Below are 21,259 nucleotides of genomic sequence, written 5' to 3'. Positions count from 1 at the left end.
TGTCCAAGGACCCCTCGCGCGGCGTCATCCTGTGAACCTCCCCAGGGCCGGAAGGCAGCAAGGATAAGCGGGCTCTGGCGGGTGTGCGGGGGGTCTCTTCGTTGAGAACCCCCTCGCAGGCGGGATGGTCGCATGAGCCTTGCGCTTTATCGCAGGTACCGACCTGGGACCTTCGCTGAGGTCAAGGGTCAGGAGCACGTCACCGATCCGCTCCGACAGGCACTGCGTACGGGCCGTATCAACCACGCCTACCTGTTCAGCGGGCCCCGCGGCTGCGGCAAGACCTCCAGCGCCCGCATCCTGGCGCGTTCGCTCAACTGCGAGAAGGGCCCCACCCCGGATCCGTGCGGCGTCTGCGAGTCGTGTGTCGCGCTCGCCCCCACCGGTCCGGGCCACCTGGACGTCATCGAGATCGACGCCGCCTCTCACGGTGGTGTGGACGACGCGCGTGACCTGCGCGAACGCGCCTTCTTCGCGCCCGTCTCCGCGCGCTTCAAGATCTACATCATCGACGAGGCGCACATGGTGACCCGAGAGGGTTTCAACGCGCTGCTCAAGCTCGTCGAGGAGCCTCCGTCGCACCTGAAGTTCATTTTCGCGACTACCGAGCCGGAAAAGGTCATCGGCACCATCAAGTCGCGTACCCACCACTATCCATTCCGGCTGATGCCGCCCGCGACGCTGCGTGCGCTGCTCGAAGAGATTCTCCTCGCGGAGAACGCGCCGTTCGAGCCGACCGCCCTCCCGCTCGTCGTACGCGCCGGCGCCGGATCCGCGCGTGACTCGCTGTCCATCCTCGACCAGCTGCTCGCGGGGGCCGAGGAAGACGGCATCACCTACGCCAAGGCCGTCTCGCTGCTCGGCTACACCGACGGCGACCTGCTCGACGAGGTCGTCCACGCGTTCGCCACCCGTGACGGGGCGCAGATCTTCCACACCGTCAACCGGGTGATCGAGGGTGGCCACGATCCCCGGCGGTTCGCCGCCGACCTGCTCGAACGCTTCCGCGACCTGGTGATCCTGGCGAACGTCCCCGAGGCGGCCACCAGCGGCCTGCTCGACCGCCCGGCCGACGAGCTGGATCGCCTCGTCCAGCAGGCAGGCTCGATGGGGCCGGCCGAGCTCACGCGGGCCGCCGAGATCTTCAACAGCGGCCTCACCGAGATGCGCGGCGCGACCTCGCCGCGGCTCCTGCTCGAATTGATGTGCGCCCGCGTCCTGCTGCCCGGCGCCTCGCAGGGCGAGGACGCCCTGCTCGCCCGCCTCGAACGTCTCGAACGCGGCGGCGCCGTCGCCCAGATGGCCGCCCGAGCCGCGGGTACGGTCCGCACGGCGGCTGACTCCGGTTCGCCGGCGGCGTCCATGCCGCAACCGGGGGCGGCGGGTGGTGCTTCGCACGTGGCCGGGGGCTCCTACGCGGCAGGCGCCGCGCAGGCCGGTGGTGCCGGGCATCCCGGTAGTGCCGGATACGCGAGTGGCGCCCCGCAGGCGGGGAGTGCCGCGTACGCCGGCGGTGCCACGAATGTTGACGGTGCCGCGCCTGCCGGTGGCCCGCAGGTCGGGGCAGGCGCGCAGGCCGACGGTCCGGGGGCGGGTGGTGCTTCCACGAGCGCGGGTGCCCAGGCGGGCAGTGCCGACGACTGGCCGGAGCCGGCACGTCCCGGTCGGCCCGCGCAGTCAGCCGCCGGGTCTCAGGGCACGGCGTCGCATGGTGCCGGGTCCCAGGCGCCGTCGTCGCATGCCGCCGGGTCTCAGGGAGCGTCGTCCCCAGGCCAGTCGTCCCCAGGCCAGTCGTCCCCAGGCCAGTCGTCCCCAGGCCAGTCGTCCCCAGGCCAGTCGTCCCACGGTCAGGGGTCCTATGGGCAGGGGTCCCAGGCTCAAGAGGGCGCGGCTCATGGTGGCGGTGGGGCCGCAGCGGGTGGTGCCGGGGCGGTTCAGCAGCAGTGGCCCGCTGTGCTGGCCGCGCTCAAGCAGCGCAGCATCGTCGTCTGGGCCAACGTGAGCACCAACGCCCAGGTGGTCGGCATCGAGGGCAACCTGGTCACGCTCGGCTTCGGCCAGGTCGGCGCGATGAAGAACTTCACCGGTGGCGGCAAGGACGCCGTGGTGGCCAGCGCGCTGGGCGACGTGTTCGGCGGCACCTGGCGGGTCGAGGCGGTCGTAGGCGGTTCCCCGGTCCCTCAGGGCTCCGGCGGCCCGCGGCCGGGCTCTCACCCGGGTCCTCAGCCGGGCTCTCACTCAGGTCCTCAGCCCGGATCTCACTCGGGTCCTCAGCCGGGCTCGCACGCAGGTCAGCAGGATCCGTCGGGCGCTTCCCGGTACAACCAGCCAGGCTCCGGCGCGGCCCCACAGAGCGCCGCCCAGAGTGGGCAGCCCTCGTCGGGGCACGGCCGCACTCGTTCGCATGGCTCGTCGGACGACGATTCCGGCTCCCAGGAGGCGAGCCAACCCCCCGGACCCGCCGACCACGCGGCCCAGGGCGGTGGCCGTCCGACGACGGACGAGTCCTGGCCGGACGCCCCTGACGACCCGAGCCCGGGCTCTCCGCCCTCCCCGGACCCCACTCAATCGACTTCCGGGGTCCGGCCCCAGGGGCGCGCCGGCTCGGGCGCGCCCGGTGGAACTCCTCCGGTCGGGGGTGGCTCGGCCGGGACAGGTCTGGCCGCCGCGAGGTCGGCCGCGAAGGCAGCCGCCCAAGCGGGTCCCAGAGCCCCCGCGCCCCGTCAGGGAGGCTCCGCCGCCTGGCCGGACGCGGTCCCGGAACGCCGGAAGGGCCCGGAGGCCGACGAGGTCGACCCGCTGAACGACGCCGACGCGGACGTGAACGAGCTGTCCGGCATGGCACTCCTCCAGAGCCAGCTCGGCGCCCAGGTGATCGGCGAGATCTGACCACACCTGACCACACCGACCACGCCTGATAGGCGGCACCGATCACGGCCCCCTCCGCGCTGGGTCGTGCGAGGATCCGAGGGCAGGAGCGTCCCCGTGCTTGGCGTGTGAGGAGCCGTTGGGGAAGTCGGCTGGATGGCGTCAGGCGCGTAGGCGGGCGCGGGCGACGGCGGCGCGGTGGTCGGTGGCGGGGAGGTCGGTGGTGAGATGCTGCAGGATCTCGAAGTCCTCTCGTCCCCCGGAGGTCTGCGCGTACGCCCACAGATCGTCGGGTGAGCCGCGCAGCAGCAGGCATGTGCGTACCTGGACCTCAAGTTCGTCCCGTTCGCGGCGGATCTCGGGGGATTCCGAGCGGGGCAGCAGGGGGCCGGTGTAGGCGCGCGCCAGTGACGCGGGGTCCGAGCTCGACAGGAGGTGTCGGAGCTCCAGGAAGTCGGCCTCGATGGGTGCGGTCAGGCGGTACGGGCGGGCGCCGATCGTGTCGCCGAGCTCGGCGCGGAGGCGGTGGATCTCGACCCGGATCGTCCCTGGATTGCCGTCGTCGCCGTACAGGTGGAAAGAGAGTTGTTCGGCGGTGAGGCCGGTGGGGTGGAGTGCCAGGAGGGCGAGGATCTCCGTGTGCCGGAGGGAGAGGGGCAGGTGGCGCTCGCCCACCAGAGCCGTCGGCGATCCGTCGCCGAGGAAGCCGTGGAGACGGAGGCGGGCGGGGGCGGATGGCGGGGGCGCGGCGCGCAGGAGGTAGCCGTCGGAGAAGGGTTCGAGGAGGACGAACCGGCCGTCGCGTAGGATCATGCGCTCGCCGGGGGCGGGCAGCGGGACCCGTTCGCCGAGCGTGCCCAGCGGGTCTCCGGAGATGACGCGGCCCGTCGGCGAGAGCAGGATGCCGGGGCGGCCGCCCAGCGCCTCGTAGCGGCGGCGCAGGCGCTCGTCGCGTTCGTGCATGCGCAGGGCGAGCTGGGTCTCGGCGAGCTTGGCGGTGGCGCAGACCAGCGCGACCGCGGCTGGGTGGGGAGAGCGCGCCGGATCGGTGATGTCGACGCAGCCGAGCACCTGGTCGGTGTCGGGGTCGATGATCGGGGCGGCGCTGCGCGACTGGACGTGCAGCATGCGCATGAGCTGTTCTTCCGAGTAGACCCGCACCGGCGGGCGGGTCGCCGGTGCGGTGGTCAGGCTGCCGTTCGTGTCGGGGAGGCCGGTCCGGTCGGGGGCGCGGGTCGCGTCAGGGTTGCCGTCACGCCCCAGGACCCTGCCCTCGGCGTCCGTCACGACCACGACATGGGCGGATTCGTCGGCTATGTGGGCGAGTAAGGGGAGCAGCGGCTGCAACGGGTGTGGCTCGGGTGTGTCGGGGCTGTCCGGGACCTCACGAGGGAGGGCGGTCCCCGCGCCTGTGGACCCCTGCCAGGAGGCAGGGGGCAGTCCGCGTGCTTCCTCGGGCACGGCCTCCTCCGTAACCGCTGTTTCGTGCGCCCCGCGAGACCGGCGGGAGTACGCGGCTAGATGTGCGCGACGCATCGGACACTCCAAGTAGTCAATTACTTACGGTGAGCATCCGCTTCGAGGTTGGCGGGCGCAACCCGTTCGGTGGGATTGCAAAGGGGGATTGCAAAGGGTGATTGAATGATCGCAACGTGTGTGCAACGTTGCCGCGGCTAGCGTGCGGCAACGCGTCGGCGTGGTGCGGCCGCTCCGGTCGGCGTGTTGGCCGGGTCTCGGACACTGGAGGGGGGCCGGGATCCGGCCAAGGCGAAACACGGGCATCCCTCCAGTACATGACGAGGCCCAAACACCGTAGGCTCGTGGCAGTCAAGAACGCGGAGCCACGAGGAGCGCACGACGGTGAACCCAGGGGATGTCAACCTGCAGCAGCTGCTGGAGCAGGCACAGCTCATGCAGCAGCAGCTTGTGAGCGCCCAGCAGGAGCTCAACGACGCGCAGATCGAGGGCTCGGCCGGCGGCGGCATGGTCACGGCCGTTGTCAACGGCTCGGGAGAGCTGCTCGAACTGAAGATCGACCCAAGCGTGATCGACGCCGACGACCCGCAGGACACGGCCGACACGATCGCCGACCTGGTGATCGCCGCGGTACGCGACGCGGTGCGCGCGGCGGCCGACCTGCAGCAGGAGAAACTGGGCCCGCTGGCCCAGGGGCTCGGCGGCGGCGGCCTCGGACAGTTGCCAGGGTTCTAGGCCATGTACGAAGGGGTCGTCCAGAACCTGATCGATGAGCTCGGCATGCTGCCCGGCGTCGGTCCCAAGAGCGCGCAGCGGATCGCGTTCCACCTGCTGGCGGCCGACCCGGCCGATGTGAAGCGGCTGGCCCACGCGCTGCTGGAGGTCAAGGAGAAGGTCAGGTTCTGCCGGGTGTGCGGCAACGTGGCGGCCGAGGAGGAGTGCCGCATCTGCCGCGATCCGCGCCGGGACACTCATGTGATCTGCGTGGTCGAGGAGTCGAAGGACGTCGTCGCGATCGAGAAGACGCGCGAGTTCCGCGGGACCTATCACGTGCTCGGCGGCGCGATCAGCCCGATCGACGGCATCGGCCCCGACGATCTGCGCATCCGTGACCTCATGACGCGCCTGGCCGACGGCCGGATCACGGAGCTCATCCTCGCCACGGACCCCAATCTCGAGGGGGAGGCGACGGCTACCTACCTTGCCCGTCTGGTCAAGCCGATGGGTCTGAAAGTGACACGACTGGCCAGCGGTCTGCCTGTGGGCGGTGACCTCGAGTACGCCGACGAGGTGACCTTGGGCCGCGCATTCGAAGGACGGAGGCTGCTGGATGTCTGACCAGTGGAGCGCGCTGGCGGAGGAGATAGCCGGCCACGCGCAGAACTATTTGGACGGCCTGACCAGGGTCGCCGGCGGCGAGGGCGGTGACGCCATCTGGTCGCTGTTGCTGGTCGAGGTGGCGCAGGTGAGCCTGGCGGGCGCCAAGCTCGGCGCCAACGAGGATGTGATCCTCTCGGGCAACTACGAACCGCCGCTGAGCGCTGATCCCGACATCGACGGCGTGCGCACCGCGTTGTCGGAGTTGCTGGAGGCGGTCGACGACTACGCCGAGGTGTTCGACCCGTACAAGGACACGGGCGTCACGCCGTACCGGCTCTCCGACGACCTGACGGCGGTCGCGGCCGACATCATCCACGGTCTGCGCCATTTCCAGGCGGGGCGGCCGCACGAGGCGTTGTGGTGGTGGCAATACTCCTACTTCAACACTTGGGGCAACCACGCGGGCGCGGCCATGCGCGCACTTCAGGCGCTGGCGGCCCACTCGCGGCTCGACGTGGCGGAGGAAACCACGACGGTGTGATTGTCCACATAGTGGTATGAACCATTAGGCCCATGAGAGGCCCCCAGTAGACTGGCAGCTCACAGTCCGAACCGGGAGACTCTCGTGGCCCTCGTTGTGCAAAAGTACGGTGGTTCATCCGTCGCCGACGCGTCCTGCATCAAGCGGGTCGCGCAGCGGATCGTGGCGACGAAAAAAGCCGGCAACGACGTGGTCGTGATCGTTTCCGCGATGGGCGACACGACGGACGAGCTGCTCGATCTGGCGGAGCAGGTGTCGCCGCTGCCTCCGGGCCGCGAGCTCGACATGCTGCTGACCTCCGGCGAGCGCATCTCGATGGCCCTGCTGGCGATGGCGATCGCCAACCTGGGGCACGAGGCCCGCTCGTTCACCGGCTCGCAGGCGGGTGTGATCACCGACTCCACGCACGGCAAGGCGCGCATCATCGACGTGACGCCGAGCCGCATCCGTGAGGCGCTCGACCGGGGTCACATCGCGATCGTGGCCGGGTTCCAGGGCGTCTCGCAGGACACCAAGGACATCACCACGCTGGGCCGCGGCGGCTCCGACACGACCGCCGTGGCGCTGGCCGCCGCGCTGGACGCGGATGTCTGCGAGATCTACACCGATGTCGACGGCATCTTCACCGCCGACCCCCGCATCGTGCGCGCGGCGCAGCAGATCCCCAAGATCTCCTATGACGAGATGATGGAGATGGCCGCCTGCGGTGCGAAGATCCTGCACCTGCGCTGCGTCGAGTACGCTCGGCGCTTCAATGTGCCGATCCACGTACGCAGTTCGTTCAGCACCAAAGAAGGCACCTGGGTCGTTTTCGATCCTTACACCGAAGGAACCGAGATGGAGCAGCCGATCATCTCCGGCGTCGCGCACGACCGGAGCGAGGCCAAGATCACCGTTGTCGGGGTGCCCGACAAGGTCGGCGAGGCTGCCGCGATCTTCAAAACTCTGGCGGACGCCGGGATCAACATTGACATGATCGTGCAGAACGTCTCGGCCGCGGCCACGGGTCGCACCGACATCTCCTTCACGCTGCCCACGACCGACAGCTCGACGGCGCTGACGGCGTTGAAGAGGATCCAGGGCGACATCGCCTACGAGTCGCTGCTCTTCGACGACCAGATCGGGAAGGTGTCGCTGATCGGGGCGGGCATGCGCTCGCACCCGGGCGTCACGGCGACGTTCTTCGCGGCCCTCGCCGACGCGGGGGTCAACATCGAGATGATCTCCACCTCGGAGATCCGCATCTCGGTGATCGTCGAGCAGGACGGTGTCGACGCGGCCGTGGCGGCCGCCCACCGTGCCTTCGATCTCGACGCCGACCAGGTCTCAGCAGTGGTGTACGGAGGTTCAGGACGATGAGCAGGCCCAATCTGGCGTTGATCGGCGCGACCGGGGCCGTCGGCACCGTCATGCGCGACCTGGTCTCCACCCGCGCCGACATCTGGGGCGAAGTACGCCTCGTCGCCTCCCCGCGCTCGGCGGGCAAGCTGCTCAAGGTGCGCGGCGAGGACGTCGTGGTGCAGGCGCTGGCGCCCGAGGTGTTCGACGGCATCGACATCGCCATCTTCGACGTGCCCGACGAGGTGTCGGCCGTGTGGGTGCCGATCGCGGCCGAGCGTGGCGCCATCGCGATCGACAAGTCGGGCACGTTCCGCATGGAGCCCGACGTCCCGCTGGTCGTGCCGGAGGTCAACCCGCTCGACGCCCGCCGGCGGCCGCGCAACATCATCTCGACGCCCAACTGCACCACGCTGTCGATGATGGCGGCCATCGGCGCGCTGCACGCCGAATACACGCTCAAGGAGCTCGTCGTCGCCTCCTACCAGGCGGTTTCCGGCGCGGGCGTGGCGGGTTCCGCGCGGCTGTACGACGAGGTCGAGGCGCTGGCCGGTGACCGGTCGATCGGCCAGGTCGCGGGCGACGTGCGCAAGGTGCTGGCCAACAGGCTGCCCGAGGAGTCGCCGTTCCCGGCGCCGGTCGCGTTCAACGTGGTGCCGTGGGCGGGCTCGTACAAGGAGGGTGGCTGGGCGTCCGAGGAGCTCAAGCTGCGCAACGAGTCGCGCAAGATCCTCGGCATCCCCGACCTGAAGGTCTCCGCGACCTGCGTCCGGGTGCCGGTGATCACCACGCATTCGCTGGCGGTGCACGCGCGGTTCGAGCGTGAGATCACGGTGGCGGACGCGCACCGGGTGCTGGAGGCGGCGCCGACGGTGGTGCTGATGGACGACCCGGCCAACGGGGTGTACCCGATGCCGGTGGATGTCGTGGGCACCGACCCGACGTACGTCGGGCGGGTCCGGCAGGCGATGGACTTCCCGAACACGCTGGATCTGTTCGTGTGCGGCGACAACCTGCGCAAGGGGGCGGCGCTGAACGCCGCCGAGATCGCCGAGCTGGTGGCCACCGAGCTGTAGCCGTCCGGAGCTCTGTACGCGGCGCGTCGCACGTTCCCGTGCGGCGCGTCGCTGCTTTCTTCGCCACGGGCGGGTGCGTGGTTCCGTTCTTTGAGAACTCTTTTTTTACGGCACGGCATGGTGGGCCGCCATCCGCCGACATGGGCGGACGTCTGTCCAGGGGGACGCTTACCAGGTGGGCGGACGCGCCGCCGTTACGCCGCGGACGCCGGCCGGTGTCGTGGCCGGTTCGTTGGCCACCTGGTAAGCGGCTGAGGCCGTCGGCCCTGTTACCGGAACAGGATGTCCCAGTGGTCTATCTCGTCGGCGAAGACCGTGCCTGTGGGTGATCGGTAGAGGGCGGCGCCGTCGCCGCGCGTACCGGATTTTTCGTGCTTTTTGGTTATGTATCGGTCGATGCATGAGTTGTGAGTGATGTCGAGCTTGTAGCCCTTGCCGTGGCTGAAGCGGCCCGGGGCGTGGCCCGTTTCCGTGCCGCCGGTGACCATGATGGGGCAGCTGCTCTGGCGCTTGAGCTCGATGACCCGCGTGATGGTCGAGGTGCGGACGTCTTCCAGGGACGTGCAGTGGAACAAGTTCCGGTTCGTGCAGTGGCCTGAGGACTTCGTACGCAGGCCCTCGTCCCGGAGCCAGTCGGCGGCGAGTGCGTGGGACATGTGCACGGTCGCGGCCCTCGGCTTGACGCGGGTGAGGTCCACCCCGGCGGTTCTCTGGGTGCTCCGCTGGGGCTTGCCGACGGCGGTGGCGAGCTTCCGTGAGGTGGCCGTGCCCGGCTTCCGTGAGGTGGCCGTATCGGCCTTTCGCGGGGTAGCCGTATCGGCCTTGCGTGTGGTGGCCGTATCGGTCTTGCGTGTGGTGGTGTTTCCGGGTTTTCGCATGGTTTCGGGGTCGAGTTTTCGCCTGGCGGTGATGCCGGAGAACCGCACGGCGGTCCGGGGCTTCGCCGCGGCTGTGAGCGGCTCGGCCGGTGTGTCGGGTCGCTGAGCGGCGAGCGCGAGGCCCTGTGACTCCGTCGGCGGGTTCGTTGCGTCCCGGTCACGAAGGGCAGCCTCCGAGCCGCGTACGGGCGTCTCTGGCGCGTTCACAGTCGTCTCCGGCACGTTCACGGTCGTCTCAGGCGTGTTCGCAGCCGTCTCCGGTGCGTTCGCGGCCGTCGCCGGGCCGTCCTTGTGCGTGACGGGGCCGAACGCGATCGGTTCGGGGTCGCGTACGGTCGGCCGCGAGCCGCGGCCGGCCGTCGCCGGGCGGCGCGCGGTCGTGTCGGGGTCGCGTCCGACGGACTTCTGGCCGTGGGCGGAGGGGCCCCCGTCGTTCAGGGCGGATTTCGGGCCGAAATCGGCCGGATCCACCGAAGGGTGCCAGCGGCGCGCCTCGATCGTCCCCCCGATGTGGTAGGACCGAGTGATCGGTGATGGTGTCTGCCGCTGCCCCCTGTCGGGTGCTTGCGACGCGGCGGAAGCGGCCGACGCCAGCGCGATTATGGAGATCTCAATGTTGAGGAATACGACCGCTAGTAGCCGTACTGTTCCACGTATCCACATGTCGATGCCTTTTCGCGGAATAGCCCTTCCGCCAGAAACATCAATCCCATGGTTCGCACGAGCTAACCCCTGTCGCACCGGGATTTTTGCCGTGAGGTGGGGATCACCGTGATCCTTCCTGACCTAGCGCACTACTACCACGTAAAGTGACGAACGTGTCCGAAGCCCGAAACCGAGGACCGGAGAGCACCCGGGAAGTCATCGTCGAGACGGCTTTGCGGCTGTTCCGGGAGCGCGGCTTCGATGCGACGACGATGCGGGCCATCGCGGCCGAGGCCGGTGTATCCGTCGGTAACGCCTACTACTACTTCGAGGGCAAGGAGGCGTTGATACAGGCCTACTACGACCGTGCCCAGGCCGAGCACGAGACGGCCTGCCGCGACCTGCTGGCCACGGAGTCGTCGTTCGCCGCCAGGCTGAGTGGGGTGCTGCGGGAGTGGGTGCGGGTCTCGGAGCCGTATCACGAGTTCGCGGTGAAGTTCTTCAAGCATGCCGCCGAGCCCACCAACCCGCTGAGCCCGTTCAGCGCCCAGTCCTCGCCGGCCCGTGAGGCGTCGATCGCGATCTATCGGCAGGTGGTCGAGGGGGCGCGCGACCGCATGAACTCCGAGCTGCGCGAAGAGCTGCCGGAGCTGCTGTGGCTGCTGTCGATGGGCATGGTGCTGTTCTGGGTGCACGACACCTCTCCCGGCTGCGTCCGTACCCATCGCCTGATCGACGTGACGGTCCCGCTGGTGGACCGGCTCGTCGGCCTGTCGCACCTGCCGGGGCTGCGGGGGATCACGAAGGACTTCATCGCGGCGGTCCACGAGCTGCGCGCCTGACGCGCGCAGTCCGGAACAGCAGGGCGGCGATGACATACCGCCCGGTTGGTATGGTCGCCCTGTTGACGCCCGACCGACGCCCGACACCGACGCCCGCGAGGGGCATGCTGGAGGCCGCGATGACTCAGAACTGGGGCATGACGATCCCGTTCAACGACCGTTCACTGGCGGACTCGCAGGAGCTGATCGCGGAGTTGCCCGCTCTCGGCTACACCGACGCGTGGTCGGCCGAGGTCAACGGTGTCGACGGGTTCGTGCCGCTGGCCATGGCCGCGCAGTGGGCGCCGGGGGTCCGGCTCGGCAGCGCCATCGTGCCCGTGTTCACGCGTGGGCCGGCGCTGCTCGCGATGCAGGCCGCCACGCTGGCCGACCTGGCGCCCGGCCGGTTCGTGCTCGGCATCGGCTCCTCCTCCCCGGCGATCGTGGAGCGCTGGAACGCCGTCGAGTTCGCCAAGCCGTACGCGCGTACCCGTGACACCCTGCGTTTCCTCAAGGCGGCGCTGACGGGCGAGAAGGTGTCGGAGCGGTACGAGACGTTCGAGATCAAGGGGTTCAAGCTGGAGCGGGCGCCGAAGATCGCGCCGAAGGTCGTGCTGGCGGCGCTGCGGCCCCGGATGCTGCACCTGGCCGCCGAGGAGGCGGACGGCGCGATCACCAACTGGCTCTCGCCCGACGACGTGCGGAAGGTGCGGGCCGAGATCGGCGACACCGAGCTGATCGCCCGGCTGTTCGTCTGCGTGAGCGAGGACACCGACAAGGTACGCGCGCTGGCCCGCTGGATGCTCGCCGCCTATCTCACCGTGCCCGCCTACGCCGCCTTCCACGACTGGCTCGGCCGGGGCGAGGTGCTGCGGCCGATGCACGAGGCGTGGGCGGCCGGCGACCGGCAGGCCGCGCTCAAGTCGATCCCGGACGAGGTGGTCGACGCGCTGGTCATCCACGGCGACGCGGCGACCTGCCGGGCCAGGATCCAGGAGTACGTGGACAACGGCCTCGACACACCCGTGCTAGCGCCCATCCCGGGCGGCGAGGTGACCATCACGCAGGCAGTCCGCGATCTGGCCCCCACGGCCTGACTCAGGAGGATGCGGTGGACGACGTACTGAAATGGGACGCGACCGAGCAGGCCGGCGCCGTCCGCGACGGGCGGGTGTCCCCGCGCGAGCTGGTCGAGGCGGCGATCGCCAAGATCGAGGCGCACGACGGCGAGCTGAACGCGGTGATCCGCCCGAGGTTCGAGCGGGCGCTGGCCGAGCTCGACGCCATCCCGGCCGACGCGCCCTTCCGCGGCGTGCCGATCCTGCTGAAGGACCTGGGCTGGCCCCAGGCGGGCGAGCCGTACAGCGCGGGTTCGCGGACGCTCGACGGCGTCGTGGTCAATGAGGACGGGAACGGCACGGCCAGGCTGCGGGCCGCGGGGTTCGTGGTGCTGGGGCGTACCAACACCCCTGAGTTCGGCAGCACGATCACCACCGAGCCCGTCGCGTTCGGCCCCACGCGGAACCCCTACGACTCGGCCTACTCCGCGGGCGGGTCGAGCGGCGGGTCGGCGGCGGCGGTCGCGGCCGGGATGGTCGCGCTCGCCACGGCCAGTGACGGCGGCGGCTCGATCCGCATCCCGGCGTCCCTGTGCGGGCTGGTGGGGCTCAAACCGACGCGCGGGCGCTCCAGTGTGGGACCGGCGGCCGGAGAGGGGTGGAGCGGCTTCTCGTGCCAGGGATTCGTCAGCAGGAGCGTGCGCGACACCGCGGCGGCGCTCGACCTCGTGTCCGGCTACGTGCAGGGTGACCCCTACGACGCCCCAGGCCTGCCGAGGCCGCTCGCCGAGGAGGTCGGCGCGGACCCGGGACGGCTGCGCGTCGGCTTCGTCTCCACGCACCCCAGAGGCGACGTGCCGGTGGCACCTGAGCTGACCGAGGCGGTCGACATGGCCGCCGCCCTCCTGGAGGCGCTCGGCCACGATGTGGCCCCCGGCTGTCCCGATGCGCTCGGCGACCCCGGCTTCCCCGCCCGCTTCGGCGCGATCGTGTCGGACAACCTGGCCGCGGAGATCGAGAACGTCGGCGTCTGGCGTGGCAAACCGGTCGAGCTGGACGAGCTGGAGCCGCGCAACGCCGCCATGGTCGGCGCCGGGCGCGGGCACAGCGCCGCCGACCACATCCTGGCCACCCAGTGGATCGACGGCTTCCGCAGGCGGATGGCCGCGTGGTGGAGATCCGGGTACGACCTGCTGCTGATGCCGTCTCTCGGCGTCGAGCCGTTCCCGCTCGGGTGGATCCCGCCGGACGACCTGAGCACCGCGTTCGGCAGGACCGCGCACGCCGTGGCCTACACCGCGCCGGTCAACGCGACGGGTCAGCCCTCGATCTCGCTGCCGCTGCACAGGACCGCGGCGGGTCTGCCGGTGGGCGTCCAGCTGGTGGCCGCGGCCGGGCGGGAGGACCTGTTGGTCAGGATCGCGTCGCAGATCGAGGCCGCCCGGCCGTTCGAGCACGCCGCCGTACGCTGATCGCCGGGAACTCGGCCCCCACGATGACGCGTTATGTCGTGAGAGGCCAGGGTAGGAGAGCGACATGATGGCTAAGGCAGGACGGGCGGCAGCGGCCTGGCGCACGTATCGCGAAGTGAGCAAGCCCGGCACGCCGGGCTTGACGGCCAGGTTACGAGCGATCCCGCGGATGATCGGCGCCGTGATGCGCGGCCAGTACGCGGGCATGGGCAAGAGCAAGCTGGCGCTGATGGGGTTCGGCGTGGTCTACATGATCTCGCCGATCGACCTGGTGCCGGACTTCCTCGTGCTCATCGGAGTCGTGGACGACTTCGGGGTCTTCCTCTGGCTGCTCTCCTCGCTGCTCGGCGAGAGCGGGCGCTACGTGGACTGGGAGCGCGAGGTCGTCCAGGGAAGGGTCCAGGGCAAGCTCGACGGCTAGATCTCCTCCATCCGGAGCCAGGCACGTGACGGCAGCGGGTGGCCGAACAACCGGGCCGCGTTGCCGTAGGCGACTCTGGCGATGTCGGCGGGCGGGAGCGTGCCGAGGTTCTGGGCCACCGCCTGCTGGGTGTCGGGCCAGGTCGAGTCGGAGTGCGGGTAGCCGCTCTCCTGCAGCACGTGGTCGAGGCCGACCGCCAGGCGTACTCCCGACAGGGCCTGGTCGTCGAGGGTGCCGAAGAAGAAGTTGCGGCGCAGCACCTCGCTGGGCTTGAGGCCGCCGTCCCACTGCGCCTCGCCCGCCACGGGGTGGTCGAGCGCGTAGTCGGCCCGCGCGGCCAGCATCGGCAGCCAGGCAACGCCCCCCTCGACGATGAGGATGCGCAGGTTGGGGAAGCGCAGCGGGAGTCCCGACCAGAGCCAGTCGGCGCAGGCGAACATCGCGCTGGTCGGCATCAGCGTGGTGATCGCCTCGATGGGCGTGTCGGGTGAGGGCACCGGCGACCAGCTGGAGCCCCCGGTGTGCAGGCAGACGACGGTGCCGGTCTCCTCGCACGCGGCGAAGAACGGGTCCCAGTGTCCGCTGTGGATCGACGGCAGCCGCAGCCGGGTCGGGAACTCGGGGAAGATCACGGCCTTGAAGCCACGGGCCGCGTTGGCCCTGATCTCCTTGGCGGCGAGGTCGGGGTCGGGCAGCCAGGGCAGTTGCAGGCCGATCATGCGCTCGGGGTAGGTGCCCGCCCAGACGTCGATGTGCCAGTCGTTCCAGGCCTTGACCAGGGCCAGGCCGAGCTCCTGGTCGCGGGTCCTGGCGAACGGCATGCCCGCCTGGCCGGCCAGCATGCCGGGGAAGCAGAGCGCCGCCCAGATGCCGGCCAGGTCCATGTCGTCGATGCGGGCCTCGATGTCGTGGCAGCCGGGACGCATGTGCTCGAACCTGATCGGGTCGAGCGTCCACTGCTCGCGTGGCAGGCCGGCGCCCACGTCGAGTCCGGCACACGGATATGTGGCGCCGCCGTAGCGCCAGACTTGGTGACCGCCCTCCGTCTCCACGACCTTGGGCGCGACTTCGGCGTATTTCTCCGCGAGCCGGCCCTCGAAGAGGTCTGGCGGCTCGATCAGGTGATCGTCGGCGGAGATGATCACATAGTCGCGCCGCCTCGGATCCGGATCGGGAAGCAGCGGCGTAGTCACGCAGGTAACCGTACGACGGTCGCATAACGTCGAACAAGCTGCGACGTCTCCGTTGGGTATCCACTCGGCCCGAGGACCCGGGATCGCCGGGAGGGGGATGTGGCGACCCCGGGCCATGAGGTCCGCTTCACGAGGTTGCTGCCCCGCGAACCCCGATGCCGTCTACCCTGCGGAGATCGGATCAGTCGCGGAGAGAAGACTATTCTGGAGTTCCTCAATGATCCCCACTTCGACCTGCAGGACGTCGGTGCAGTAGTTTCCGACCGAGCCGTGCCGGGCGGTCAGATCGGCGAGGAACAACCGCATCGCCTCGGCCGGTGCCGCCCCGAAACCGGGCCATCGGGCGACGTTCGGATTCCGGCGCTGCCAGCTCGTGATGAAGCGCTCGGTAGCCAGGCCCGTCAGCGCGTAATCGTGGATGATGTCCTCGTCGGCCACGCCCACGAGGCTCAGGATGATCGCGGTGAGCAGGCCGGTGCGGTCCTTGCCCGCCGCGCAGTGCACGACGACGGGCGCGCTGCCGGACCGGGAGATCGTCTCGACGGCCGTGCGGAGGTTGTCCACGCCGTCCTCGGTCACTTCGAGGTAGCGGTCGGCGAGGTATCTCGCGACGTCCAGCCGGTCGTCGAAGGCGACGAGGTCCCAGCGGCGGCCCTCGATGGGCAGGTTGCGGTAGTCGAGCCCGTCGGACTCGGGCACCCGGCCGTTCTTCTCCACCTCGAAGGGATGGCGCAGGTCGATGACCGTCCGCACGTTGAGGGCCTGGAACGTGACGAGATCGTCTCCCGCCAGCCAGCCGAGGGAGTCGGCCCGATAGAGCCGCTGCCACCGGACGGTCCGCCCGTCCCTCGTGGGATATCCACCAACGTCGCGGAAATTGTGGATATTGGCGAACTCTATGTGGCGGATCACCCGATCTACCTTAAGTGCTGGGCGCGCCGACTTCCTGGACCGGCGCGTCCTCCTCGGCCTTCCTGTCGGCCACTTCGCGCCGGATGAGCAGGAACCAGCCGCCGACGGCCACGCCGATGAACAGCCACCACTGCACGCCGTACGCGAGGTTGAGGCCGCCTCCGGCGCCCACGTCGGGCGCGGGCACCGGCACGGGCGCGGCCGCCGCCTCCGGCTGCTGCTTCGTCAGGTCCACATAACCGCTCACGAGCTGGTACGGGAGCGCCTTGCCTATTTTTCCGGTGTCGATGAGCAGCACCTGACCGGCCGGCAGACCGGCGCGGTCCCTGATCCCGGCCGACTCCTCGGTCTCGCTGAGACGTAGCCTTCCGGTGACAGTTACCTGACCCGTCGGCGGCGGAGGCACCTCGGGGGGCGCGTCGGCGGTGGCCCCGGCCTTCACCCATCCCCGGTTGACGAGCACGGCCTTACCCGGACCGGTGACCAGCGGGGTCAGCACGTAGAAGCCGAGCTGCCCCTCCTGGGGCCGCCTGCGCACCACCAGCGCGTGAGCCGCGTCGTAGCTCCCCGACGCCGTGACCGCCCTGAACCGGTCCGGCTCCTTCGCCCCCTGGCTCGCCAGGCTCCCGAGGGGCACGGGATCGGCCGCCAGGTTCGCGGTGACCAGCGAGCTGTTGGCCGACCGCTCCTCGAACCGTCCGAACTGCCACCGGCCCAGGAACACGAAGGCCGGGATCACCAGCAGCACCACGATGTGGAGCGCGACCCAGCGGGGCGTGAGCAGGAACCGGTACACCCCTCAAGCCTAGGCACCCGGGCCGATGCTCCTTCACCTGGCTCGGTCTGCCGGAAAGTGACCTAATCGCAATCTGGTCGAAACTCTTACCGAAAGCCACTTCATCGCGTACGGTCGGGATTCGTCCCCTGAGCTCCCCCCTCCAGAGAGCGCCCCTAAAGCCATATGACCGTGCTTGCCGCGCCGTCCGATGCGCCCGCGTTCGAGCTGCCCCGGTTCGGCCGTCTGGTGCGCCATGCCGTGCCCCGCGTGCTCGAGGGCATGATCCTGCCCGTCGCCGTCTTCTACATCGGGATGATCCTTTCCGGGATCACCGGCGGGATCGTGGTGGCCGTGGCCTGGGTGTACGCGGGGGTGGTCTGGCGGCTGGCCAGGCGCAGGGCCGTGCCGGGGGCGGTGCTGCTGGCCGCGGGCACGGTCACCGTCAGGGCGGTGCTGGCCCTGCTGTCCGGGAGCGCGGTGATCTTCTTCCTGCAGCCGACTCTGGGCGTCTTCTGCGCCAGTGCCGGATTCCTGGCGACGGCGCGGGTACGCAGGCCGCTGGCGCAGCGGGTGGCGGAGGACCTGGTGCCGCTGCCGGGGCACGTGGTCGAGCGGCCGGTGATGCGGCGCTTCTTCGCCAGGCAGTCGCTCGTGTGGGGATTCGCGCAGTTCGGCAACGCCTCGCTCAGCCTCTGGCTGCTGCTCAGCCAGACGATCCAGACGTACCTGATCGTGCGCACCACGGCCGTCGCGGTGCTGCTGTCGGGGGCGGCGCTCCTGACACTGATCGACTTCAGGTGCTGCCTGCGCGCCCTCCAGCGCGACGCCTGAGCTGGACTGACCCCGGGGGCTACGCGGTCTTCAGTTCGGCGCCTGAGCCCGGCAGGGCCGTCACCTCGCGGGGCCCAGCGACCTCGTGTCCCTCGGCGCAGCGGAAGTGCTGCTCGATGAGCCCGCCGCAGTCGCGGTGGGTCAGCACCACGGGCGGGCCGTCGTCGGCCAGGTACTTGTCGCCCCAGTGCATGAGCGCCACGAGCAGGGGATAGAGGTCAAGCCCCTTCTCGGTGAGCCGGTATTCGTCGCGCTGGCGCTGGCCGGGCTCGCGATAGGGCTCCTTGCGCAGCAGGCCCTCGTCGACCAGTCGCGTCAGCCGCGCGCTGAGCACCTGTCGCGGCGCGCCGGTGGTCGCCTGCATGTCGGCGAATCTGCGTACCCCGCGGAACGCCTCACGCAGCACGAGGAAGGTCCACTTCTCCCCAACGATGTCCAGGGTGCGCTCGATGGAGCAGTTGTTCACCTGGAAAGCCAACTTCATGCGTCACATCATACCTGAGTTCAATTGACAGACCCAGAGGAAGGAGAGGAAGCTGAGTTCATGCTCGGAACTCAGATCCGGCCCGCCCGCCCCGACGACGACGAGCGGATCCGGCGCTTCCTCATCCGGTTGTCGCTGCACACCCAGAGCCTGCGGTTCTTCACCGGGCTCAGCACCCCGGCCACCAGCCTGGTGCGTGTGCTCCTCGCCGTGGACGAGCGCAGGGACGCCCTGGTCATGACCCTGGAGGGTGAGATCATCGGCCACGCCATGAGCTACCGGGGCGGTGTGGCCGACGTCGAGATCGCCGTCGTGGTCGCCGACGAGTGGCAGGGCAAGGGGCTCGGGCCGCACCTGATCGACACGCTGTTGTTCAGGGCCGCGGTGCGGGGTGCGAAGACGGTCGGCATGGACGTGCTGGGCGAGAACAGGCGGGTGCTCCGGATGATCCGCAGGCTCTGGCCCGACGCTCAGATGAAGGTGACTTCCGGGTCGGTCGCGGTGACCGCTATGATCCAACAGGCGGCGGTATTTGCGGAACAACGTTCTGGTGCTACACCATTGACAGTGTGAAGAGTGCCAAGAACGGACGCGACGGGCGCACCCGCATCATCGAAGGTGCCCTGCGCCGATTCAGCCAGGACGGGGTGTCGGCCACCACGCTGGCCAGCCTCCGCGAGGAGAGCGGTGTAAGCGTCGGCAGCTTCTACCACCACTTCGCCAGCAAGGAACACGTCTTCGGCGTCCTGTACGCCGAGATCCAGGCCGCCTACCAGGCGGCCTTCCTCGCCGAACTGGTCGACCGCCAGGAGGCCCGCGACGGCATCGAGGCCGTCGTCGCGCTCCACATGAGCTGGGCCGGCGAGCACCCGGAGCGGGCGAGGCTGCTGGTCAGCGAGCGCCCGCCGCGTAAGACCGAGCCGGGCGGCGCCGAGGTGGCGGAGGCCAGGCGGACCTTCTTCCGTCAGGTGTCCGACTGGTGGCGGCCGCACATGAAGAACGGCCAGCTCCAGGCCGTGCACCCCACCATGTGCTACGTGCTGTGGCTCGGACCGGCGCAGGAGATGTGCCGCCTGTGGTTCGCCGGCGCTCACACGCCGACGGACGAGGAGATCAAAGGCCTCGGTGAGGCCGCCTGGCAGAGCCTGCGCCAGCGATAGAGACCGCCCTGATCCGGGACGGCACCCGCCAGCAGGCAGCGTCGAGCGAGATGTCCAGCCGCAGGTCGCCACGCTGCCTGCGCAGCCCCGGCACCCGCACCCGGGCGTGCACGTCGAACCGGCCCCGGAAGGGGTAGCCGAATCCCAGCTCTCCCGGCAGCACACGCAGGTCGTCGCGGTTGCCGCAGTTGGGGCAGGTCCATGAGACGAGGTCGAGCCCGCGGTTGTAGTCGGAGCAGGCGCGGAAGTAGTCGTCGGGCCAGAAACGGGACTCGCAGGCCAGGCAAGGGATCTGCATGGATCCGCTCCTCTTCGAACGTGGGTCTCCTTAGAGATATCGTTCGCCGCTTGCAAACGGCTTGGATGTTTCGGTAACAGTATGATTACTGTAGGTATCGGATCATGCGCGGGATTCTGCGATGAAAGGATGGTCTCGTGGAACGACTGCGCGATCACCTCCTCGAGACCGGCTACACGATTGACGGCGTCCGCGACCGGCTGGGCGCCATGGCGGCGTCGGCCCTGTCCCGTGAGGAGCTGGTCCCGGCTCTGCGCGCCACGACCGGTGACGACCCGCTGGCCGCCCTGATCCGGCTCTGGTGGCTCGGCGTCGCCGTCCCGGCCGCGCGGTTCCCGGCCGCGGTTCTCGAAGAGGCCCGCGAATCGGGCCTGGTCGCCGCCGACGGTGACCGCGTACGGGCCACCGTGCACCTCCAGCCCTGGGAGACCGGCGGCTACGTCGTCTCCGATCGCAAGGTGCGGCCCGGAGACCCGGCCCTGCGCCCCGACCACGTGGTGGGGGCGGGCGGCGCCTCGGCCAACTTGGCCCAGCTCGTCACCCGCCGCCCGGTCCATCGGGCCCTCGACCTCGGTACGGGCTGCGGCGTGCAGGTGCTGCACCTGGCGGACCGCGTCGACGAGATCGTGGCCACCGACCTCAACCCGCGCGCGTTGGAGCTGGCCCGGCTGAGCTGGCGGCTGTCCGGGATCGAGGGCGTGGACGCCCGTGCCGGCTCCCTGTTCGAGCCGGTCGAGGGGGAGCTGTTCGACCTCGTCGTCTCCAACCCGCCGTTCGTCATCTCGCCCGGCGGCGAGCTGACCTATCGCGAAACGGGCGCCGACGGCGACGCGTTCTGCCGCGACCTCGTACGGCAGACGCCCCGCTTCCTCAATCCCGGCGGCCAGGCCCACTTCCTGGCCAACTGGCTGCACATCGAGCACGAGGACTGGCGCGACCGCGTCGGCGGCTGGCTCGGCGAGACCGGCTGCGACGCCTGGGTGGTCCAGCGGGACGTGCAGGACCCGGCCGAATACGTCGAGCTGTGGCTGCGGGACGCCGCCGTGCAGGGCACCCCCGGCTACACCGCGCACTACGACCGCTGGCTGAGCTGGTTCGAGGAGCACAAGGTGCGGGGCATCGGCTTCGGCTGGATCACCATGCGCAACGCGGGCACGCTCGACCCGGTGGTCCGCGTGGAGCAGCTCACCCACCAGGTCACGCTGCCCGTCGGCGACTACGTCGACGGCGTGCTCGACTCCATCGCGACCGCCCACCGGGTGCGCTTCCTCGACACCGCGCACCTGCGGACCGTGGCGGGCCTGCTGGACGAGCGCATCGGCCTGCCCGGCGCGGAAGACCCCATGCGCATCGTGCTGCGCCAGACGGACGGCCTGCGCCGCAGCAGGGAGGTCGGCACCGTCGAGGCGGCCCTGGCGGGCGTCTGCGACGGCGACCTCGCGCTCGGTCCGCTGCTCAACGTCATCGCCGAGCTGGTCGGCGACGGCGAGATCCTGCACCCCGACGCGATCCGGCCGCTCATCGCCGAGGGTTATTTCCTGCTTTGATCGGCCGTTGATCGGATGTTGACCGCGCTGGTGGAGGCTTCTCACCAAGACACGGGCCCGGGGGGTTCGAGGCTCGTGTCGGGTCCGGCCGGTCGTCGATGTGAGGCGGCTAGCCGTTACGCGGAGCATCCGGAAAACCGGG

Annotated in this window: 21 protein-coding genes and 1 other RNA gene; 15 read left to right on the top strand and 7 right to left on the bottom strand. The window is 70.0% G+C overall.

Annotated elements, in window-relative coordinates; all coding sequences use genetic code 11:
* Positions 1 to 5: 5 nt before the first annotated feature.
* Together ffs and AB0F17_RS51190 are read left to right on the top strand one after the other, a co-directional pair.
* An RNA gene (gene ffs / locus AB0F17_RS51195) (signal recognition particle sRNA small type) lies at positions 6 to 101 on the top strand.
* A gap of 31 nt (positions 102 to 132) precedes the next feature.
* Positions 133 to 2,889: a DNA polymerase III subunit gamma and tau gene (locus AB0F17_RS51190; protein WP_358039592.1), complete on the top strand. Its 2,757-nt coding sequence runs from the start codon at positions 133 to 135 to the stop codon at positions 2,887 to 2,889.
* Positions 2,890 to 3,030: 141 nt separating this feature from the next.
* Here the strand turns inward: AB0F17_RS51190 and AB0F17_RS51185 are convergent, their stop codons facing one another.
* On the bottom strand, positions 3,031 to 4,329 hold the full coding sequence (locus AB0F17_RS51185; protein WP_358039589.1) for a transcriptional regulator: 1,299 nt from the start codon (positions 4,327 to 4,329) through the stop codon (positions 3,031 to 3,033).
* Positions 4,330 to 4,728: 399 nt separating this feature from the next.
* On the opposite strand from AB0F17_RS51185, the gene AB0F17_RS51180 reads away from it, so the two are divergent.
* From AB0F17_RS51180 to AB0F17_RS51160, 5 genes are all read left to right on the top strand, one after another.
* Positions 4,729 to 5,079: a YbaB/EbfC family nucleoid-associated protein gene (locus AB0F17_RS51180; protein ID WP_214635096.1), complete on the top strand. Its 351-nt coding sequence runs from the start codon at positions 4,729 to 4,731 to the stop codon at positions 5,077 to 5,079.
* Positions 5,080 to 5,082: 3 nt separating this feature from the next.
* Positions 5,083 to 5,682: a recombination mediator RecR gene (recR, locus tag AB0F17_RS51175; protein WP_358039586.1), complete on the top strand. Its 600-nt coding sequence runs from the start codon at positions 5,083 to 5,085 to the stop codon at positions 5,680 to 5,682.
* On the top strand, positions 5,675 to 6,205 hold the full coding sequence (locus AB0F17_RS51170) for a DUF5063 domain-containing protein (RefSeq protein ID WP_358039583.1): 531 nt from the start codon (positions 5,675 to 5,677) through the stop codon (positions 6,203 to 6,205). Before recR ends, AB0F17_RS51170 begins: the two co-directional genes overlap by 8 nt.
* 84 nt (positions 6,206 to 6,289) lie before the next feature.
* Positions 6,290 to 7,564, top strand: coding sequence for an aspartate kinase (locus tag AB0F17_RS51165; RefSeq protein WP_358039580.1), 1,275 nt, complete (start codon positions 6,290 to 6,292; stop codon positions 7,562 to 7,564).
* Positions 7,561 to 8,619 (top strand): aspartate-semialdehyde dehydrogenase, encoded by a 1,059-nt coding sequence (locus tag AB0F17_RS51160; RefSeq protein WP_358039577.1) that lies wholly within the window; start codon positions 7,561 to 7,563, stop codon positions 8,617 to 8,619. The genes AB0F17_RS51165 and AB0F17_RS51160 overlap by 4 nt, the downstream gene beginning before the upstream one ends.
* Before the next feature lie 269 nt (positions 8,620 to 8,888).
* On the opposite strand, the gene AB0F17_RS51155 is transcribed toward AB0F17_RS51160, so the two are convergent.
* Complete coding sequence (locus AB0F17_RS51155) at positions 8,889 to 9,968, bottom strand: hypothetical protein (RefSeq protein WP_358039574.1); 1,080 nt, start codon at positions 9,966 to 9,968, stop codon at positions 8,889 to 8,891.
* Between the two features lie 347 nt (positions 9,969 to 10,315).
* On the opposite strand from AB0F17_RS51155, the gene AB0F17_RS51150 reads away from it, so the two are divergent.
* The 4 genes from AB0F17_RS51150 (at position 10,316) to AB0F17_RS51135 (ending at position 13,914) form a co-directional block, all read left to right on the top strand.
* The gene (locus tag AB0F17_RS51150; RefSeq protein ID WP_358039571.1) at positions 10,316 to 10,984 is read left to right on the top strand and encodes a TetR family transcriptional regulator; all 669 of its coding nucleotides are present in this window, start codon (positions 10,316 to 10,318) and stop codon (positions 10,982 to 10,984) included.
* Between the two features lie 119 nt (positions 10,985 to 11,103).
* Entirely contained in the window at positions 11,104 to 12,060 is a 957-nt protein-coding gene (locus tag AB0F17_RS51145) for an LLM class F420-dependent oxidoreductase (protein WP_358039568.1), read from the top strand.
* Positions 12,061 to 12,074: 14 nt separating this feature from the next.
* The gene (locus AB0F17_RS51140; protein WP_358039565.1) at positions 12,075 to 13,493 is read left to right on the top strand and encodes an amidase; all 1,419 of its coding nucleotides are present in this window, start codon (positions 12,075 to 12,077) and stop codon (positions 13,491 to 13,493) included.
* 64 nt (positions 13,494 to 13,557) lie between these two features.
* Positions 13,558 to 13,914, top strand: a complete 357-nt coding sequence (locus AB0F17_RS51135) for a YkvA family protein (RefSeq protein ID WP_358039562.1) — start codon at positions 13,558 to 13,560, stop codon at positions 13,912 to 13,914.
* Here AB0F17_RS51135 and AB0F17_RS51130 read toward each other — a convergent pair.
* The 3 genes from AB0F17_RS51130 to AB0F17_RS51120 form a co-directional block, all read right to left on the bottom strand.
* Positions 13,911 to 15,107, bottom strand: a complete 1,197-nt coding sequence (locus AB0F17_RS51130) for an amidohydrolase family protein (RefSeq protein ID WP_358039559.1) — start codon at positions 15,105 to 15,107, stop codon at positions 13,911 to 13,913. The genes AB0F17_RS51135 and AB0F17_RS51130 overlap by 4 nt on opposite strands.
* A gap of 162 nt (positions 15,108 to 15,269) precedes the next feature.
* On the bottom strand, positions 15,270 to 16,019 hold the full coding sequence (locus tag AB0F17_RS51125) for a tyrosine-protein phosphatase (RefSeq protein WP_358039556.1): 750 nt from the start codon (positions 16,017 to 16,019) through the stop codon (positions 15,270 to 15,272).
* Between the two features lie 10 nt (positions 16,020 to 16,029).
* Positions 16,030 to 16,815, bottom strand: a complete 786-nt coding sequence (locus tag AB0F17_RS51120; RefSeq protein ID WP_358039554.1) for an SURF1 family protein — start codon at positions 16,813 to 16,815, stop codon at positions 16,030 to 16,032.
* 165 nt (positions 16,816 to 16,980) lie between these two features.
* Between AB0F17_RS51120 and AB0F17_RS51115 the strand changes: the two genes are divergently transcribed.
* Complete coding sequence (locus tag AB0F17_RS51115; RefSeq protein ID WP_358039551.1) at positions 16,981 to 17,628, top strand: VC0807 family protein; 648 nt, start codon at positions 16,981 to 16,983, stop codon at positions 17,626 to 17,628.
* A gap of 19 nt (positions 17,629 to 17,647) precedes the next feature.
* On the opposite strand, the gene AB0F17_RS51110 is transcribed toward AB0F17_RS51115, so the two are convergent.
* Complete coding sequence (locus tag AB0F17_RS51110; RefSeq protein WP_358039548.1) at positions 17,648 to 18,112, bottom strand: helix-turn-helix domain-containing protein; 465 nt, start codon at positions 18,110 to 18,112, stop codon at positions 17,648 to 17,650.
* A gap of 60 nt (positions 18,113 to 18,172) precedes the next feature.
* Here AB0F17_RS51110 and AB0F17_RS51105 point away from each other — a divergent pair, with 60 nt between their 5' ends.
* Entirely contained in the window at positions 18,173 to 18,685 is a 513-nt protein-coding gene (locus AB0F17_RS51105) for a GNAT family N-acetyltransferase (RefSeq protein ID WP_358039545.1), read from the top strand.
* The gene (locus AB0F17_RS51100) at positions 18,682 to 19,272 is read left to right on the top strand and encodes a TetR/AcrR family transcriptional regulator (protein WP_358039542.1); all 591 of its coding nucleotides are present in this window, start codon (positions 18,682 to 18,684) and stop codon (positions 19,270 to 19,272) included. Before AB0F17_RS51105 ends, AB0F17_RS51100 begins: the two co-directional genes overlap by 4 nt.
* Here AB0F17_RS51100 and AB0F17_RS51095 read toward each other — a convergent pair.
* Entirely contained in the window at positions 19,226 to 19,570 is a 345-nt protein-coding gene (locus AB0F17_RS51095) for a hypothetical protein (protein ID WP_358039539.1), read from the bottom strand. The two genes, AB0F17_RS51100 and AB0F17_RS51095, sit on opposite strands and share 47 nt — an antisense overlap.
* A 137-nt stretch (positions 19,571 to 19,707) precedes the next feature.
* On the opposite strand from AB0F17_RS51095, the gene AB0F17_RS51090 reads away from it, so the two are divergent.
* The gene (locus AB0F17_RS51090) at positions 19,708 to 21,117 is read left to right on the top strand and encodes a class I SAM-dependent methyltransferase (protein ID WP_358039536.1); all 1,410 of its coding nucleotides are present in this window, start codon (positions 19,708 to 19,710) and stop codon (positions 21,115 to 21,117) included.
* The last annotated feature ends 142 nt before the right edge of the window (positions 21,118 to 21,259 follow it).

The sequence above is a fragment of the Nonomuraea sp. NPDC026600 genome (assembly GCF_040638335.1).
Lineage (GTDB): Bacteria > Actinomycetota > Actinomycetes > Streptosporangiales > Streptosporangiaceae > Nonomuraea.
This window is presented reverse-complemented; position numbering and strand designations above follow the sequence as displayed.

What these genes read in the sequence shown, in the direction of transcription:
- AB0F17_RS51105 (WP_358039545.1), top strand. Translation starts at nt 18,173, where the DNA reads ATGCTCGGAACTCAGATCCGGCCCGCCCGCCCCGACGACGACGAGCGG.
- AB0F17_RS51115 (WP_358039551.1), top strand. Translation starts at nt 16,981, where the DNA reads ATGACCGTGCTTGCCGCGCCGTCCGATGCGCCCGCGTTCGAGCTGCCC.
- AB0F17_RS51135 (WP_358039562.1), top strand. Translation starts at nt 13,558, where the DNA reads ATGATGGCTAAGGCAGGACGGGCGGCAGCGGCCTGGCGCACGTATCGC.
- AB0F17_RS51190 (WP_358039592.1), top strand. Translation starts at nt 133, where the DNA reads ATGAGCCTTGCGCTTTATCGCAGGTACCGACCTGGGACCTTCGCTGAG.
- AB0F17_RS51145 (WP_358039568.1), top strand. Translation starts at nt 11,104, where the DNA reads ATGACTCAGAACTGGGGCATGACGATCCCGTTCAACGACCGTTCACTG.
- AB0F17_RS51095 (WP_358039539.1), bottom strand. Translation starts at nt 19,570, where the DNA reads ATGCAGATCCCTTGCCTGGCCTGCGAGTCCCGTTTCTGGCCCGACGAC.
- AB0F17_RS51160 (WP_358039577.1), top strand. Translation starts at nt 7,561, where the DNA reads ATGAGCAGGCCCAATCTGGCGTTGATCGGCGCGACCGGGGCCGTCGGC.
- recR (WP_358039586.1), top strand. Translation starts at nt 5,083, where the DNA reads ATGTACGAAGGGGTCGTCCAGAACCTGATCGATGAGCTCGGCATGCTG.
- AB0F17_RS51110 (WP_358039548.1), bottom strand. Translation starts at nt 18,112, where the DNA reads ATGAAGTTGGCTTTCCAGGTGAACAACTGCTCCATCGAGCGCACCCTG.
- AB0F17_RS51170 (WP_358039583.1), top strand. Translation starts at nt 5,675, where the DNA reads ATGTCTGACCAGTGGAGCGCGCTGGCGGAGGAGATAGCCGGCCACGCG.